Source organism: Oceanobacillus sp. CFH 90083 (assembly GCF_009389585.1).
GTDB lineage: Bacteria > Bacillota > Bacilli > Bacillales > Amphibacillaceae > Oceanobacillus.
The window spans coordinates 74,392-91,392 of sequence record NZ_VIYG01000008.1 but is presented as its reverse complement, the minus strand read 5'-3'; the positions used below and the strand labels follow the sequence as shown (position 1 = coordinate 91,392).

The following is a 17,001-nucleotide window of genomic DNA, read 5'->3' as shown; positions in this document are numbered from 1 at the left end:
TACTTATTTTGAAACAATGATTCTTCCTGCAGGCTCACTTTGAATGTCTCCATCCTGCATCACTATTGAGCCTCTGACAATCGTACAAACAGGAATTCCTTTTAAACTCATACCGCCGAAGCCGCTCACTTTACTCTTACTATGAAGCTTCTCTTTGTTAATGGTTCCTTCCTTGTTCATATCTACGATGGTAAAATCGGCATCTGTTCCAACCTGGAGAGATCCTTTTTGAGGATAGACTCCAAATTGCTTCGCCGGATTTGTGGAAAGCAGGGAAACCAGCTGCTGTATGGTAATCTTCTTATCTGAAACGGCTTTAAGCATTAACGGCGCCAGTGTCTCAACACCGCACATCCCGGCAGGTGCATCCCATAAATCAGCCTGTTTTTCCTCCGGTGTATGGGGAGCATGGTCTGAGCAAACGATAGAAAGAACCCCTTCTCTGACACCTTCCCATAATCTCTCCTGATCTTTTTTATATTTTATCAGCGGATAAACCTTCATTTCCGGTCCAATTTTTTCATAATCTTCATTTGTCAGAAATAAGAAATGCGGACAAGTTTCCGCAGTAATCGGATATCCTTCGTCCTGGGCACGTTTAATTAATTCCACCCCTTCTGCACTGCTGACATGAAGAATATGCAATCTTGCGCCTGTCTGTTTAGCCATTGCAATTCCGGTTTGTATCGTTAACTCTTCTGCCAGGCTCGGTCTGGAAGCCAGCAGGGTATCATAGTCACTCCTCCCCGTTTTCTTCATCTCTTCTGTTAAATGATTGATTAACTCACTGTTTTCCGCATGAATAGCAAACGTCTTCCCTGTCTTTGCTACCTTTTCGAACATCCGATAAACCTCTCCATCATCAGCAGGAGGAATGACATTTTTCATTCCTTCATTATAATTATAGATCAGCCCAAAGGTCTGCTTATCGATGGCATATCCCCAAAAATATTTAAATCCAATAACTCCCGACTCATTTAAACCTTCCAGTTCATTAATATTTAAATCCCCGAGGCATATTCCCCATAATCCAAAATCAACATGTGCTTTTGCTGTTAAATTTTCCTGCTGTTTATGAAAGTTTTCAGCGTTGTTTACTGGCGGATTTGTATTGGGCATTTCAAATATAGTTGTAATCCCGCCAGCAGCTGCTGCCTGGGTGGAATGATAAAAATCTTCTTTATGCGTGGCTCCCCCATCTCTGGAGTGAACATGCGTATCAATAAGGCCGGGCAACACATACTGTCCTGCTGCATTCACGGTTTCCAACGCATCTCCATCCAGTTTTTCTTTGGAGATAGAGCTGATTATTCCATCCTTTACGTATACATTTGCTTCATACGATTCGTGCTCTGTTACAACTGTTCCGCCTTCAATCACTAAATCCCATTTCATTTTTTACTCCTCCTCCATCCAAACGATTAAATGCTTTCTACTTGATTATGCTTTATATTCACTTTTCCAACAAGTTCATTGATATCCTTCACGCCATTAGCAGTCATATATTCTTTGAGACCTTCCAATATGTCCGGCAGCGCAGTTGGATTAATAAAGCTGGCCGTTCCCACCTGCACAGCATTCGCTCCCACCAGCAGCATTTCAACGACATCCTCCCAGGTCATCACTCCTCCACAGCCTATAATCGGGAGGTTTGTTACCTTTCTGACCTGGTAAATCATTCTGACAATCAGCGGCTTTATTGCCGGACCAGAGATGCCTCCTAATACATTTCCGATTTTTGGCTCCCTGGTATAAATATCCACAGCCATTGCTAAGAAGGTATTAGCAACATTTAATGCGTCTGCCCCTCCTTTTTCACAAGCAAGAGCAATTTCCTGAATACTTGTCACATTCGGTGTCAGCTTAGCAATAATTGGTTTATCGGTTACATCCTTCACTTTTTTTACAACGTTATAGGAAAGTGCAGCATCCATCCCGAACGCTTTTCCATTCCCTTTTAAATTAGGGCAGGAAATATTTAATTCTATACCGGAAACAATGCTTTCTCTACTGATTATTTCTGCCATTTCTGCAAATTCCTCCACAGAGTCTGCAGAAATACTGGAAATAAGCGGTGTATCATATCTTTCATAATGAGGTAAAATTTCCTTCACGTAGTAATCTACACCCTTGCTTTGAATGCCGATAGAATTAATCATCCCTCCGTTCACTTCACACACTCTGGGAGTGGCATTTCCACCGCGCGGATGCTTTGTTATACTCTTAGGCACAATGGCACCCAGGTTATTAAAGTCTATCAGTGTTTCCATTTCAAAACCAAATGCACCAGAGGCTGGCATAATGGGATTCTTTAAATACAGATGACCGATTTTCACACCAAGCTGCAAATGATCCATTACTTCAACACCACCTTGTTCAAATCAAAAACAGGACCTTCTCTGCAGACTCTTACGGAATGGGTATCATCATTCTCCTGAATATCACAGACACAGGCATAGCAGACCCCCATTGCACATCCCATATGTTCTTCCAATGCAATTTGAGCCGGGAGGTGTACCATTTTTGCCATTCTCTGCAGCAGTTTTGACAGGCGTTTAGATCCGCAAGTAAAAGCCGCTTGTATCCTGTTGGCCTTCAACAGGTTTTCAATCAGCTTCTCTACAGCTTCCACATCACTTGTTCCATCTTCTTCTGTTACTTTATAAACCTCGACGCCCAAACGCTCAAGCATTTCTGTAGAAAGCAAATCGTTATTGGTTCTGGCACTTAACACAGCTATGCATGTTACTTGATTTGCAGCAGCCTCCTGAGCCAGGGCAGCCAGCGTTGCAATACCTACTCCTCTGGCAAGCAGTAATACTGTATTCCATTCTTTTTTTAACTCAAATCCATTCCCAAGCGGTCCAAAAATATTCAGGTATTCCCCTGGAGCTGCTTCCGTTAAATGGACAGTGCCATTCCCCTTTACAAGGTAAAGAAATTCGATTGTCTTTTCCTCTTTGTTGATTCGATAAATACTGAACGGCCTTCTTAAAAAAGCTAAATCCGCACATTTGATGTTAAAAAACTGTCCTGGACGAATAGAATCTGCAATAGGACGCGCATCTAATTTCAAGTGCCAGTATCGTTCACTTACCCGGACATTGGAAATTATCTTTAAATCGTATGGTTTCATTATATCTGCCCCGTTGTACTACTCGTAACTTTCGCCCATTTCAATACTTCCTTTTTCAGCACAGTTGCTCCTAATGCAATTTGCTCCATCGAGCTATACTCTTCCGGATTATGACTCAGACCATTTTTAGATGGTATAAACAATAACCCCACAGGACACAGCTTTGCCATATTCATTGCATCATGCCCGGCACCACTGGACATCATATGATACGAATACTGACTTTCTTCACAGGTATTGCTTAGCTCCCGGATGACATCTTGATTTAAAAGGACTGGAGCCTGATCACCTATTTTTGTATGCTGAACCATTAACATGCGTTTTTCTTCGATAGCTTTTATCGACCGAAACAGCTCCTGAATGACGATCTGCTTCGATTTTTCTGAAATTCCGCGAATGTCTACACTCATTTCCACCGCTCCAGGGATAACGTTCATTGCACCCGGCTTCACATTACAAACGCCCACGGTTGCTACTGTTCCAATAGAATTTTCAGATTGGGCAGCCTTTTCGATTGCAAGAGCAATTTCAGCAGCTCCAAGAAAAGCATCCTTACGATAATCCATTGGAGTTGTTCCAGAATGTGATGCAACACCTGTTATATTTAACTGAAATCTTGTCGCACCAGCTATCCCTGTCGCAATGCCTATTTGTTTATTTTCTTTTTCCAAAATAGGGCCTTGTTCAACATGGAGCTCAAAGAAAGCTTTATACGCTCCCTCTCTCTGCTTCGCTTCCCCCAGCTTATCCAAATCAAGCCCACATTTTTTGAAAGCATCCTGCAAAAGGATACCGTCCTTATCCTGTAACTCAGCAATAGCTTCTTTTTTCACCAGCCCGGCTATTGCTTTACTGCCAAGCGTCGAAAATCCAAATCTTGCTGACTCCTCGCACGCAAAAACAATTAATTCCAAGGGATGCTCTGTTTGTATGTTTTCTTCATGAAGGCTGCGTATGAGTTCCAGTCCAGCCGCAACTCCAACTGTGCCATCATATCCGCCTGCTTCATAAACACTATCAATATGTGACCCAAAAGCCACAGCTGGTAAACTCGCATTTACCCCTTCTTTCCTTACTATCAGATTTCCGGCTGAATCAAACCTGGCTGCCAGGCCTTCGTTCTCACAAAGAGAAGCAATGTCCTTAACAGCCTGCTGTTCAATTGCTGTATAGGCCAGCCTATTGATGCCTTCACCAGCATCACTATATGAATTGATTTTTTTTAGCGTCTGCTCTAATCTTTGAAAATCCAACCAAACTCCCCCCTGTTCCTTTGACATTAGCTTTTATTATATATCCTTCATTTAACCATCTAGACTCACATATTCTGAATATGTTCGAGATAAGCAGTTCCTCACATTTTTATAAGTGCTGCTTTAAAGCTCAACAACACCTACATGGTTTTCAATTTGTATCTTTGTTTGATACGGCTTGGACAAGCTTTGCAGATTCATCAGAATAGCGTCATTTTGAGATCGTGACGGCCAGCCCCGCTGATACCTTTCCTTCTTATATCCTAATTCGATTGGATATATTTTCAACTCCGTCAGCCTGCCGTCTCTCATCTTCCATATTGGAATAACAGATTCCCAAACAAGCGGGTTTGTGCCCAGCCCTATCGTATTATTTCTGCTTCTTTGATCCATAGCATCTGCAACATTGCTGTCCGGTGATAAATGATACTTCTCATAAAAGTCTGCAGGCAGAGATTCGACCGTATCATTTTGAAAAATAAAGTTGCCCAAGCTGTAGAAAATAGGTCTATTTTTATAGATTTCTATGCCGCGTACAATATGAGGGCCATGACCTAAAATCGCATGCGCGCCTTCATCAATAAATAATCTTGAAATTTGTTCCACAAATTCAGCGGGAAGCTGTTTATTCTCTCCCTGCATCTCATGTGAATGGATACTCACAATAACATAATCTGCCTGTCGTTTGGCCTCGTTTATCGCATCTATGACTCTATGAACGTCTTTATTATCAGGTATCCTCTTCCACCCGGGCTCGTCACTTTCCATGAACCGATGCCCTCCAAATACAACTTCTTCCGGACTATCCTCTAACAAAAAACCTTCCATAATATCTAAATTCCTTTGCGCATTTATCCCTGTCTGTTCAGCTATTTCTTTGAGACATCTTAGCTTCTCCGGCGTAGTATAAAATTGATTTGTACATCTCAACCCATTAACCCCTGGGCGTCCATTCCCATCTCTTCTTTGCTCGCCTGCCATCCAGGTTTCATGGAATGTTGTCGTTAAAGCAATTAAAGCTGCTCTCCCCTGAGGGAGTTCTATATATTTCGGGGTACTCGCTTCCGCTAAATTGCTTCCTGCCCCAGCATGAACCAATTCCGCTTTTTCCAAATAATGTTTTGTTTGCAGCAAGCCGCTGTATAAATAATCTAATGTATGGTTGTTTGCCCATGCCACACAGTTAAAGCCGTAAGATTTAAGATCATTAATCACACTTGGATGAGCATTTGCCCATGTGCCGCCGCTTATAGCAGACGGCATCTTACCCTTTCCAGGGGTGGTCATTTCAAAATTGGTAAACCGAAAGTCACCTTGATTAATCAGGTCGCGTAGTTCCGTAAATGCTTCTAAATGCGTATCTGGTAAGCGTCGCGTGATAAAGCTGTCGCCAACAGCTGCAAAAGTAACCTCTTTGCTCAAATTGCGCACCTCTTTTCCTAAATCGCTTATTTAGAACCTGCACCTTAATGCAATTCCACTCCCTTTGTCTCAGGAATCAGAAAGATAAAGCTCAGGGCAGAAAGAACATAAATGAAAGAAAGAAGCCCTAACGCGTAACTGAGAGAATAATTTAATGAAATATAACCAATAATCAGCGGAGCAAATCCTGCGATTCCTCTTCCAACGTTAAAAATAACATTTTCAGCAGTAGACCTTGCCTCTGTTTCATAATGCTCGGCAAGCAATGCTCCGTATCCACCCATCATTCCATTTACAAAAAAGCCTAGTAATCCTCCTAATACGATAAGCATCGTGGTAGAGGTTTGCTGGAAATAAATCCAAATCATTGCAGCCGCTGCAAACAGGAAAATCAAATAGGATGGCTTCCGGCCAATTTTATCGGCCATGATTCCGAAAATTAAAATACCAACCAGCATTCCAGCGATAGTAACCACGGTCCACACCGTCGTAGAATTGAATGAATACCCCATTTCAACAGCCAGCATTGTCGGCATCCAGGTCATAATTCCATAGAAGCCAAAATTCTGCACACTTGTTGCTATCGTCAAACCAATCGTAACCTTCGTCTTCTTAAAGGAAGAAAAAAGGTGACCTAATGCAATTTTATTTTTATTTTCATCTTTAAGCTGCTTCCAAATTTCGGGCTCTTCTAAATTCCGGCGTGACCAGAAAGCTAAAATAGCCGGGAGAACCCCTGCCAGAAACACACCCTGCCATCCAAACTTTGGAGCAATAAATAAAGTCGCCAAGGTAGCTAAAATAATCCCAAACTGGAAGCCTGTCGCAACAATAGATGTTGCTCTGGAACGATATTTTTTGGGCCATGCTTCACTAACAAGCGTCATGCCAATTCCAAATTCGCCTCCCAGTCCCAGTCCTGCCATAAACCGGAAGAAAGCAAAGGTCTGTTCATTTGGAGCAAATGCACAAAGACCTGTAAACACAGAAAAAATTAATATGGTCCAGGTAAATACCCTGACCCGTCCATACTTATCCGCTAATATACCGAAAAGAATTCCCCCCAGTACAGACCCGAGCAAAGTAATGGTTGAAAGACTGCCGCCTTCGACCTGGTTAAGTCCATAATAAGCCATAATTAACGGTAAAGTATAAGCAAGGATCATCATATCTAATCCATCCATAGCATAACCAATTGTGGATGCCCATAATGTTTTCCATTGATAGCCCGTGAATTTCTTTGGACCATCAGGGCCATTCCCTGCACTTGTCTGATTTTGAACGCCATTATCCTTTTCCATAAAACTCCCCCTTATCTGACTATCAGGAATAATTTACTGCTTTCAACATTGTATAAACAAATAATACAGAAATTTTCAAAAAAATAAAATATAAAAAATCAACTATTTTTAGTTGATTTTTTTGTCTGAAACAACAAATTAATGTTTATTTAGATAATACAGATCGTATATTTTCAAACCAATAAACAGCTTTAATTTCTCATCGGAATTTTTTAAATGATGATCTGTTATCTCCCCTATTTTATTCAGACGATATTTTAATGTATTCACATGAATAAATAAGCTGTCTGCCACAGTCTTTAATTTTTCATTATGATCAAAATAACTTTGAAGCGTTGTTAATAATTCACCTTTGGAATCATATTCTATTAACCTGCCTATCGTTTCATCATAAAATTCATGGAGCTCATTACTATCTCTCATTTGATTGATTAACCGGTACACGCCCAAATCTTTATAATGAACGATGTTTTTGTCCAGTCCAGATTTCTCATGTAAAGATAGCGCCTGCTCAGCTTGTCTATAGCTCAGCTGGATCCCCCGGGGACCCTGACCCGCTCTTCCAACACCTATGATAAGTCTGCAAGCAGATCCAATATATCTGCTAATCTCATCGTACATGTTTTCGATCATATCATTGTTGTTACTTATAACAGAAAAAATCACACAAACTTCATTGCCAATATATCCGCTTAACGAACCGGAAAGAAATGTTTTAATCATTGGAATGATTTTGGCATCCTTTAATTTCTGCTGCTCTATCGAATCAGCCTGCTCCCCTTCTATCCGAAGCAGCATGCAGCAATACATTGTATCTTTTGTAATTTTATACTTTCTTCCCCACTCGATAACGTTCTTTTCTTTCATACTGTTACTAAATAACAATTCTCGGATAAAGTCATTTTTATACTGCTGTTCCACATCGTATTTCACCTTGTGTCTTAAGAATTCGAGTGATAATAAAGCAGAAGCTTTTTCCAGAATAACCATATCCGTTGATAAATGATCGCTGTCTATTCCCCAGCAAGTCAGGTTCCCACAATACTTTCCGTCCATTATAATCGGAGAGACAATACACGATATAAATGTATTATTCATTTTACGCTTTAATCTGGCCGCTTTTTTAGTGAAGGAAAGATCACAAATTTGCTCCTGCGTTAATGGCGACATGTTTTTTGGGAATTTAGGAATGGTAATATAGGACAGCTCGCTTTCAATCGTTACCAGATTCCTTGTAAGATTACTTACATTTTGTAAAAAAGCTTCTACTCCTTGCTCATCGGGAGATATTGCCTGTAATATTCTTGTTGCCTGCTCTAAATCCTCTTCCAATACTATTTTCTGATTAAAAATATAGTGCATCAATGGAGATAAAATATCTAAATATCTGATATCATGTGGAATCTTAATAATTGGAAAAGCAAGTTTATTACCGCTGCTGATGATTCCATCAGGGATTTCGCCAATAAAATGAGACGGCTTAATAGCAAGTCCAGAAACTCCTGCATTATGGAGCTTCTGGACTAATAGGTTCTGTGCATCAAAGTCATCTTTTATTACATACAGCGTGGTCAGGATCAGTTCTTTGCCTTTTAGCCATGGCACGATTTCGGGAACTTCCATTACGGTAACGTTTTCAACAATTCTTCTCATTCCTTTATGCCCGGCAACTACCTCACACTCATTAAATCTTCCCAGCTTCATTGCATTACTGATCGATAGACCCATATTCATATCCCTCCATTTTGTGCTGAAAGGTTCTCGTTTATTCCGATCACTAAATTTACTTTTAGTATTTAATAAGTTTATTGCAGCTATAAAACAAATCGTACTTTTTAACACACACTATAAAGGGAATCTGTCCTGATAGAAAATATAGGCGTCTAAATCAGACATAGCCGGACACCTTAAAGTATCCGGCCTTTATTTTCCATCCATAGTAGCAGAGTATTCAAATGCATTGTTCTCGCTATTTCCAAAGAAATTCTTTTTCCTGCCAGAAAAGTCCGCTCTCTCTATCCTAAAACTCCATCTCTTTTAGAAAATCTTCGTAACTAATCTCTAAAACATTACAGCACTGTTCCACTTCTTTAAAGAAATCAAAATCATCTTCCGCCGGCATATCCCTGTATTCAGAATAATATATGATAAGGTTATGCAATTTTACAAAAGCAGCTAATTTCGGTTCTTTTTCCATTTCAACACATCCTATCCGTAATTTTAAACGATAAAACCTAAACAGAGATATATTCAACTAATTTTGTTTATCCAATAAATAATTATTTCTCAAAAGGAATATATTTTTTCAATCTCCGTTAAACCGCACTCTAAACACCATACTGTATTGCTTTTCTCACTCTGTTAAGTAAGGATATTTTAACAAAAATCCGCTCTTTTAACAATAGCAAATACATCAAATTTTCAAATAAATGGAAATTAATAACCAATGCTATCGATTATCTTTCTATTTTTCCCATTAAAACTTCAACTGCTCCAATTACATTTTAAAAATCATTGAAAGCCAAACATAAACAATGGGGCAAAACTGTGCCTATACCAAATGAAGATAATAAACACACTGCCAATCATTCCAGAGAATTACTGTCCCCATCCCTAATGGATACAGTACAAGCACATGACTACTAAAGTTTGTCTATTTCTCCGTCAAAGCTCATTCAGCTCATCAAATGTTACCTCCGCTTCAAATACCCCATAAGCATATGGTCCAAGCACATAATGCTCATAATGAAAAACAATTGAGTCCTCTGTTAAGATAAAATGATTGAAATTATCCCATTCTGGTTTCAGTACTTCTTCCAGCATATCTTCTTCCAAATGCTCACTTGGCAGCTTTTCATATATTAAATCACTCAGATTGCTAAGCTGCGATTCGTTTTTCACAAAATCCTGAATCGTTAATTTCCGATTATTGTTTACATCGTAATTAAAGGGATGCTGTGAAGTATGGGGATGTGGACCACCTAAAAATCTAAAATCTATAAACATAAAGGATACATATTCGTCTGTCACAACAGGTTCCCAAAAATAAAGCCGTTCCTCTCCCTCTTGCGACGTTTGAGCATTGATTTCTTCGTTTTCCGCAAACTCCGCTTCAAATTTTTCAAAAAAACTTTCAGCTTCCCGTGCAATCAGCTGATCCATGTCACCCATACCAAACACTGGATATTCTGCAGAAATCTCGATCCATTCACCTGCCTTTTCTATTTTTTCTATATCATATTCTGTTGATGTTGGAGACAAAAACGCAGCGTCCTTCTGATCCTCGTCACCTGCTACAGCTTCTTCTGCCTCCATCTCCTCTTCGGCTTCCTGCTCAGCCTCCTTTGACTCTTCTTCCATTGGGACAACCCCAGGCTCTCCGTCTTTATCACCCGATATATTCTCCTCTGATTCTTCCTCTCCCTGATTTTCATTCACCGATACAGATGCCTCTGTTTCGGTTTCCTCATCTGCTGCCTGTGAATGTAAATCGCTTGCTACTTCTTGCTCCCCATTGCTCATATCATCACTGTTGCTGCTACATCCAACCAGGCCTAAAACAAGCATAGCAAGCCCCAGAATAATATAATTTATGCGCATTCCCATCTCTCCCTGAATGATGTATTTATAACAGCTGAACCTACTATTCTTTCTTATCTCATAATCCCTTTTATTTTACCATAACGATACAGATCTTTAAGTGAATCATGGAAATACATGCCAATAAAGGGTTTTATAGCTGCAATATTTGTAGAAGATAGACTTAATGTAAAGTAAACCTTCTATCACAAAAAATCTCACAGCCAATTCATGGTAGATAAAAACAGGTAATCAGATAATGCAATAAGCAATATGAGCGTATCCACCCATATTGCTTATGTGATATAACCTATTTCAATTCCGGCCAGAATGCTTTATTCGCCTCAATCAAATCATCTAAAATATCCTTCGCAACCTTGGCACTCGGCACGGTTTTAGATAAGGTGATTGCCTGCCATAATTTCTGGTAAGAACCCTCTTCAAATGCTTCTACTACTAATTTTTCCACACCAACCTGCTGCTCCATCAGGCTCTTTTGGAATCTTGGAATTTCACCGACTACCAGCTTTTCCGGTCCATTGCTGCCAACGATACAAGGAACCTCTACCATTGCTGTCGGGTCAAAATTAACGATGGCTCCATTATTTTCTACAATCATCAGCATCCGTTCTTTTGTGTTGAAGGCAATTGCTTTTGCTAAATCAACGATGTAGGAGGCATGCTCGTCAATAGCTAATTCCGTTTCCTGCGCCGTACCTTTATCGATAATCGCCTGACATTCTCCAAACACAAATTTTTCACGACCTGCCATTACTTCATTAGCACGCGTATATTCTTTATTGGCATGCGCCACTTCATAATCCGGGTATAGATAATATTTCAAATACGTGTTTGGAACAGTTGCAGGATCAAGCACCTGTACATCTTTTGCTTTTTTAAGCGTACTGTTCCAGCTTGCCTGCTGCTCCAACTCAGAAGAGCCATCTGTCGCATAACCATGCTGACTTACATGCTCCGTCACCTTTGACATGAGACTGTTGCCCTCTTTATCCCGAATATCTGTCCACCAGCCAAAGTGATTCAGACCATAATAGTCTACTTCCATTTCTTTACGTGAGGATAATCCCAGGTTTTTCGCAATCAATTCTTCAATCCCGATCGGCATATCGCAAATGTTTAAAATCTTAGAATTAGGTCTCAGCTTCCGTGTTGCCTCTGCAACAATAGCTGCCGGATTAGAATAGTTTAACATCCAGGCTTCCGGTGAATATTTTTCCATATAATCTACCAGCTCCAATACACCCGGAATCGAACGCATTCCATAAGCAATTCCGCCAGGTCCGCATGTTTCCTGCCCTATAACCCCATGCTTTAATGGGATTTTCTCATCCAGTTCACGCATCGCATATTTACCAACACGAATATGTGCCATCACAAAATCTACATTCGTAAATGCTTCTTCCGGATTCGTACTTGCCAGTAAAGTCACTTCCGGTGCACGTTCTTTCAATAAAATCTCACAAGCATCGGCAATCGTCTGTTGTCTGTCTCCATCATTATCATAGAGTTTAATCGTATCAATCGGAAACTCATCCAGATAGTCCAGCAGCATCAAAATAATCCCCGGTGTAAATGTACTCCCGCCTCCAGCAATGGTAATGTTAAATTTTTTCATCGTAAAACGCCTCCTAGTATATTTTTAAAGTTTCGCTTCAAAGTAATCTCTCACTTGCGGTACACTCAAGCCCACAATAACCTGTATGCTCTGACCGCTTTTAGCTAGGCCATGAGCCATCTGATTTTTAGTAAAGTAATCATTATCTTTGACCAGGTCAGGGTCTTTGACTGTGACACGCAGACGTGTTGCACAGTTTGTAACATCTTTAATATTTTCTTTGCCGCCAAGCCCTTCTAAATAATAGACCGCCTTCTCTTCATATTCAGAATCATATTTAGGAGCTTCCTCTTCCTGGCCGCCACCTTGTTTCGCATTCTGATAATCTTTTTTCGTATATAATTTGACCTCTTCCTCCTTTTTCCGGCCTGGCAATGGAATATCAAACTTCTCAATAATCCATTTAAAGATGACAAAGTATAATGCTACAAAGATAAACCCGACAATAGCCTGGGCTATATAAATCCCTCCATGATTGGAAGAGAGCGGAATCCAGTTCAATGCTGCTATCTCAATAAAACCTGCACCCATCATACCGACAACACCAAACATGTTCATGATTGTAACCATCGTTGCCCCGAGAAGTGCATGGATGACAAAGAGATATGGTGCAATAAATAAGAATGTAAATTCAAGCGGTTCGGTAATTCCTGCAAATACCGCTGTTAACGTCGCAGGCAGTACCAGTGCAAGTACTTTCTTTCTATTTTCTTTTGGTGTTGAGAAGTACATAGCAAGCGCGATACCTAAACAGCCAAACATCTTAATATTTCCCTGCATTAAGAATCCATATGGGTATAGATCTTTTAATGCTGCAGTCGAGCTTGCAAAATCATTTAAATTGGAAATCCAATACGGCTTTAAGCCTTCATTGACAGCAGCCGGACCAAATTCAAATGGTGTATAGATAAAATGATGCAGCCCCGTTGGAATTAAGACACGTTCCAGAAAATGAAACAGCCAGACACCGATATATCCTGCCTGTGAAATGAATCCTTGTAATGAAGCAATACCTGCCTGAACATATGGCCACACAAATGCAATCAGGAAAGCAAAAGGAATCATCACAAAAAAGCCGATTATGGTAACGAATACAAGACCTTGGAAAATACCGAGCATTTCAGGTAATTTCTTATCGTAAAAACGATTATGAATCCAAATAACAATACTGGATATGGCAATTGCACCAATAATATTTGTATCCAGCGTAGGAATACCCGCAATCTCTTTCACACCTGTTAAATTTTCAACACCCTGGGATAAATCAACGCCAAAAGTAGATGGCCAAAGTGTCAAAATAGCATTGATATAATTATTAAACACAAGATAAACCATCAATGCTGCAAGTGTGGCACGTGCCTGTGCTTTCTTTGCAAGTGATATCGGTAACCCGATCACAAAAGCCAATTCCATATGATTAAAGATTGTCCATCCGCCGCTTTCAATCAGCGACCAAATGTTATACCACAACGTACCTTCTTCTGCGATGCTTCCCATAATAGCCTCATTTTTAAATAATGTTGCCAGACCTACAACAATACCGAAAAACGCAAACAAAAGTACAGGAACAATCATCGCACTGCCAAACCGCTTGATTGCATTCATAAATAAAAACTCCTTTGTTTTAATCTATAATTCCAATATATAGGTAGCGCTTTCAAATTCCAACAGGTTTGACGTGTTTAGAAATAACGTAGTAACATTAGATTATATTTTCATAGAGCGAAAATATTTTCAGCGTAAGAGAGGAATGAGATAGATGATCCTAGATAAACTGATAAATCAATACTTTGATGATTTAAATGAGAATGATTTACATATCATAAAAACAATCCATGATCACATCGATGAAATGAAAACGATGAAAATTCAAGATTTGGCAACACACGCTCATACCTCCATCTCCTCCATCCACCGATTAACGAGAAAGCTGGGATTAGATGGTTACAGCGACTTGAAATCCTATATTAAATTAAATAACTATACAGAAGAGACAACTCAAGATCTGATAGAGCTGCTCAACCAGGATATCCAACAGACCATGAAATACATGGAGCAGTTACATTTTGACAAATTAAATCAGCTGATGGATCGTGCACCTTATATCTATATATACGGTACAGGAACAGCTCAGCTGGATTTAGCCAATGATGTGCAAAGACAGCTATGGTCATTGCACAAGAAATCTATGGTCATGCGGAATGAACAGGACTTTAAAAATGGCATTGAAGAAATTGGCGGGGACGATCTGTTATTTATTATTTCCCTATCCGGCGAATCAAAAAATCTGGACGAAATCATCCAGATGATTAAAACAAGAAATATTAAATATGTCAGCGTAACCACGTTGAGAAATAATTTGCTGGCACAAAATGCGATGTTTAATATCTATGTGAACAGTACACCGTTTTATTTATATAATAAAGTGGACAACTCCAGCTTTCTGCCGTTTTATATTGTTTTTGATATGATTGTAAGGAAGTTTAGTGAGTGGAAGGTGAAGCAGAAAGATAGGTTTTGAATTTGTTTATGTTTAACATGTGAAATATATATTTTAAGTATAGCGAGGAGGGGTTTGATTGAATGCACTAGCGAAACTGGGTACCCCGATGAGATCGTACACGATAGCCAATGGCGATAATCATTTCGAGATTATAATGTTTTGTTTTATAATTTTTACCATCCTTTGCAGTTGTCAAGTAAAACTTGACAACTGAACTTTCATCTAATTCCTCTTCTTCAAATATATTTTTTATATGAAGACTTATATTTTGTTTTGTTGATTGATACAGCTCAGCAATGGCTTTCTGCGTCATCCAGACCGTTTCATTTTCTAATCTGACATTTATTTTTGTATTTCCTTCTTCTGTTTGGTAGATTAGGATGTTTGTATCATTTATATTCACTAATGTCACTCCTTTAATACTAATTGCAATTCATGTACACAAAATACTCATATATTACTTTTTAATATTATCCGTCTAATGCTATCCTTTATTTTAACATCTTTCTTTATTCTTAAGTATAGAAAGCTCAATCGTTCTATTTGTTATTGGAAGTAATTTATGTATGTCTTTCAGAGAATCGCAGCATAGTGGATTAACATTTATGGAGAATATCATTTTTTAACTGGCAGAAAAAAGAAGACCAGCCTAAAGTAAGGGCTCGTCCCGGTTTCTCCACGTCATTTCGTCAGTGATTCATTCTCTTTATCTTCTACATTTTCTCTTTTCTCCCTCAGCTGCTCCTGACGCTTCCGCTGACGATAACCATATGTTGCATTCAGCACAACATCCTCGTCCTCTAATGCTGTACCAAGCGCCCCAATGACCGTAGCAACACTGGCAGCAATCCAGGCAATATAGAAATAATTGCTTAATCCCGGAGTTCCCGTAAGCTGATCCTCGAGCATTCCCATTGGAATAAAAACAAATACACCGACAAGAAATAAACAAAACAGCATGACATAGTAAATACAAACGGTAATAAGCAAAGTAAGAAATGTCGTAGCGTTATATAGCTTTCGTGTATAATTATTATTCTGATCCCGCTTCCTCTCCCATAATCGATGAATCAAAATAATCCATATCGTCATCGCTATGATGGAGAAAACGGTAAGCAGACACATTCTGAAAATCGTATAATGCTCACTCAATAGCCATAGCGTTGGAAAAACAAGAGCATAGGAGCCAGTGGCAAAAGCAATAATAAGAATTTTCATAAATGCCGGAAACAAAGACCAGGGCCGGTTCGCCCGTACCATTCCCGCCAATAAACGAATAGAGATACTCCCTCTTCGTGCCACTGTAAAACGAACATCTATATATCCCTCTACCTCATCTTTTGGCGTCTCCCGTTTAAGCGGAGACAGCCAGCCAAAGAATCTGTTTGTCATCAGATTTTTGGAATCATTCACATCTATCCCTTTATGTTTGCTCCGTTTTGATTCGATACGCAATGCAGAACGCTCCCGGCTCTCCTCTGAGCTTCCATAGTACATTTCATTTACCAGCTGCATAATGGATTCCCGTAAACGCCTGATCATTAAGGTTGAGCCAAAGCTTGGCATACTGATTAACGCAATATCTTCCTCTTCATTTGCCTCGGCAACAATCATTCGATTCCCTATAAATAAAGGGATGTCCGTTAAGCAGACAGCATAATCCCATTCCTTATCTTCCTTCTTTTTCTTTGTGGCTTCCAGTACTTCTTTTGAATTTGCTCCCCCGCCAAGTAAGGGATCTTCCAAATAATCTATTTTCCAGTCTATTTCTTCCTTTACATAATAGTCCAGCAGCGAGGGCAATTCATTTTGCAATCTCGCTCCTATTTCATTTGGATAACCAGGAGCGGTTATCAGACCGATATATCTTGTGGTATCACTCAAATTAGGTTCACCTCAATTTTTATCTGTTATCTCCAGTATGACTATGTTTCTTTAACCGAAAAACGGAAGGGTTAAACACTTCACCTGCGGAATTCAAATTAAACAAACGTTTATATAAATTTGTTCATTATGTAATAAGTATGAATTATTTTTTAGATAATACCTCTTTTTTGCAAAAGAATGAAACATACACCAAGCTTCATTTTTCCCAGTCATTCTGCCCCCACCTCCTTCTTAACTAATGCTTTTTATAATAATGAGTTAATATTATTTTTTCTGAAAATTAC

At 39.4% G+C, this 17,001-nt stretch carries 13 protein-coding genes and 1 pseudogene; 1 reads left to right on the top strand and 13 read right to left on the bottom strand.

The window, feature by feature from the left end:
- Positions 1-3 precede the first annotated feature (3 nt).
- From allB to FLK20_RS13550, 11 genes are all read right to left on the bottom strand, one after another.
- Positions 4-1,395 carry an allantoinase AllB gene (allB, locus tag FLK20_RS13595; protein ID WP_152657139.1) on the bottom strand — a complete coding sequence of 464 codons (1,392 nt, stop codon included), beginning with the start codon at positions 1,393-1,395 and terminating at the stop codon, positions 4-6.
- Between the two features lie 26 nt (positions 1,396-1,421).
- The gene (locus tag FLK20_RS13590) at positions 1,422-2,357 is read right to left on the bottom strand and encodes a dihydroorotate dehydrogenase (RefSeq protein ID WP_152657138.1); all 936 of its coding nucleotides are present in this window, start codon (positions 2,355-2,357) and stop codon (positions 1,422-1,424) included.
- Positions 2,357-3,136 (bottom strand): dihydroorotate dehydrogenase electron transfer subunit, encoded by a 780-nt coding sequence (locus FLK20_RS13585; RefSeq protein ID WP_152657137.1) that lies wholly within the window; start codon positions 3,134-3,136, stop codon positions 2,357-2,359. The genes FLK20_RS13590 and FLK20_RS13585 overlap by 1 nt, the downstream gene beginning before the upstream one ends.
- Positions 3,136-4,389 carry a Zn-dependent hydrolase gene (locus tag FLK20_RS13580; protein ID WP_227995048.1) on the bottom strand — a complete coding sequence of 418 codons (1,254 nt, stop codon included), beginning with the start codon at positions 4,387-4,389 and terminating at the stop codon, positions 3,136-3,138. Before FLK20_RS13580 ends, FLK20_RS13585 begins: the two co-directional genes overlap by 1 nt.
- A 123-nt stretch (positions 4,390-4,512) precedes the next feature.
- Entirely contained in the window at positions 4,513-5,811 is a 1,299-nt protein-coding gene (locus FLK20_RS13575) for a CapA family protein (RefSeq protein WP_152657135.1), read from the bottom strand.
- A 44-nt stretch (positions 5,812-5,855) separates the two neighbouring features.
- Positions 5,856-7,112: an MFS transporter gene (locus FLK20_RS13570; protein ID WP_152657134.1), complete on the bottom strand. Its 1,257-nt coding sequence runs from the start codon at positions 7,110-7,112 to the stop codon at positions 5,856-5,858.
- A 138-nt stretch (positions 7,113-7,250) separates the two neighbouring features.
- Positions 7,251-8,840 (bottom strand): PucR family transcriptional regulator, encoded by a 1,590-nt coding sequence (locus tag FLK20_RS13565; protein ID WP_194165625.1) that lies wholly within the window; start codon positions 8,838-8,840, stop codon positions 7,251-7,253.
- A 292-nt stretch (positions 8,841-9,132) separates the two neighbouring features.
- Positions 9,133-9,309 (bottom strand): hypothetical protein, encoded by a 177-nt coding sequence (locus tag FLK20_RS21660; RefSeq protein ID WP_194165624.1) that lies wholly within the window; start codon positions 9,307-9,309, stop codon positions 9,133-9,135.
- A 467-nt stretch (positions 9,310-9,776) separates the two neighbouring features.
- Entirely contained in the window at positions 9,777-10,712 is a 936-nt protein-coding gene (locus FLK20_RS13560; RefSeq protein WP_194165623.1) for an RsiV family protein, read from the bottom strand.
- A 289-nt stretch (positions 10,713-11,001) separates the two neighbouring features.
- On the bottom strand, positions 11,002-12,327 hold the full coding sequence (locus FLK20_RS13555) for a 6-phospho-alpha-glucosidase (protein WP_152657131.1): 1,326 nt from the start codon (positions 12,325-12,327) through the stop codon (positions 11,002-11,004).
- 24 nt (positions 12,328-12,351) lie between these two features.
- Positions 12,352-13,932, bottom strand: a complete 1,581-nt coding sequence (locus FLK20_RS13550; RefSeq protein ID WP_152657130.1) for an alpha-glucoside-specific PTS transporter subunit IIBC — start codon at positions 13,930-13,932, stop codon at positions 12,352-12,354.
- Between the two features lie 154 nt (positions 13,933-14,086).
- Between FLK20_RS13550 and FLK20_RS13545 the strand changes: the two genes are divergently transcribed.
- A complete protein-coding gene (locus FLK20_RS13545; RefSeq protein ID WP_152657129.1) occupies positions 14,087-14,848 on the top strand; it encodes a MurR/RpiR family transcriptional regulator in 762 nt (253 codons plus the stop codon).
- A 70-nt stretch (positions 14,849-14,918) separates the two neighbouring features.
- On the opposite strand, the pseudogene FLK20_RS13540 reads toward FLK20_RS13545, so the two are convergent.
- Together FLK20_RS13540 and FLK20_RS13535 are read right to left on the bottom strand one after the other, a co-directional pair.
- A pseudogene (locus FLK20_RS13540) lies at positions 14,919-15,227 on the bottom strand (virulence RhuM family protein); the annotation flags it as partial.
- Between the two features lie 284 nt (positions 15,228-15,511).
- Positions 15,512-16,714, bottom strand: coding sequence for a hypothetical protein (locus FLK20_RS13535; protein WP_152657128.1), 1,203 nt, complete (start codon positions 16,712-16,714; stop codon positions 15,512-15,514).
- Between the last annotated feature and the right edge of the window lie 287 nt (positions 16,715-17,001).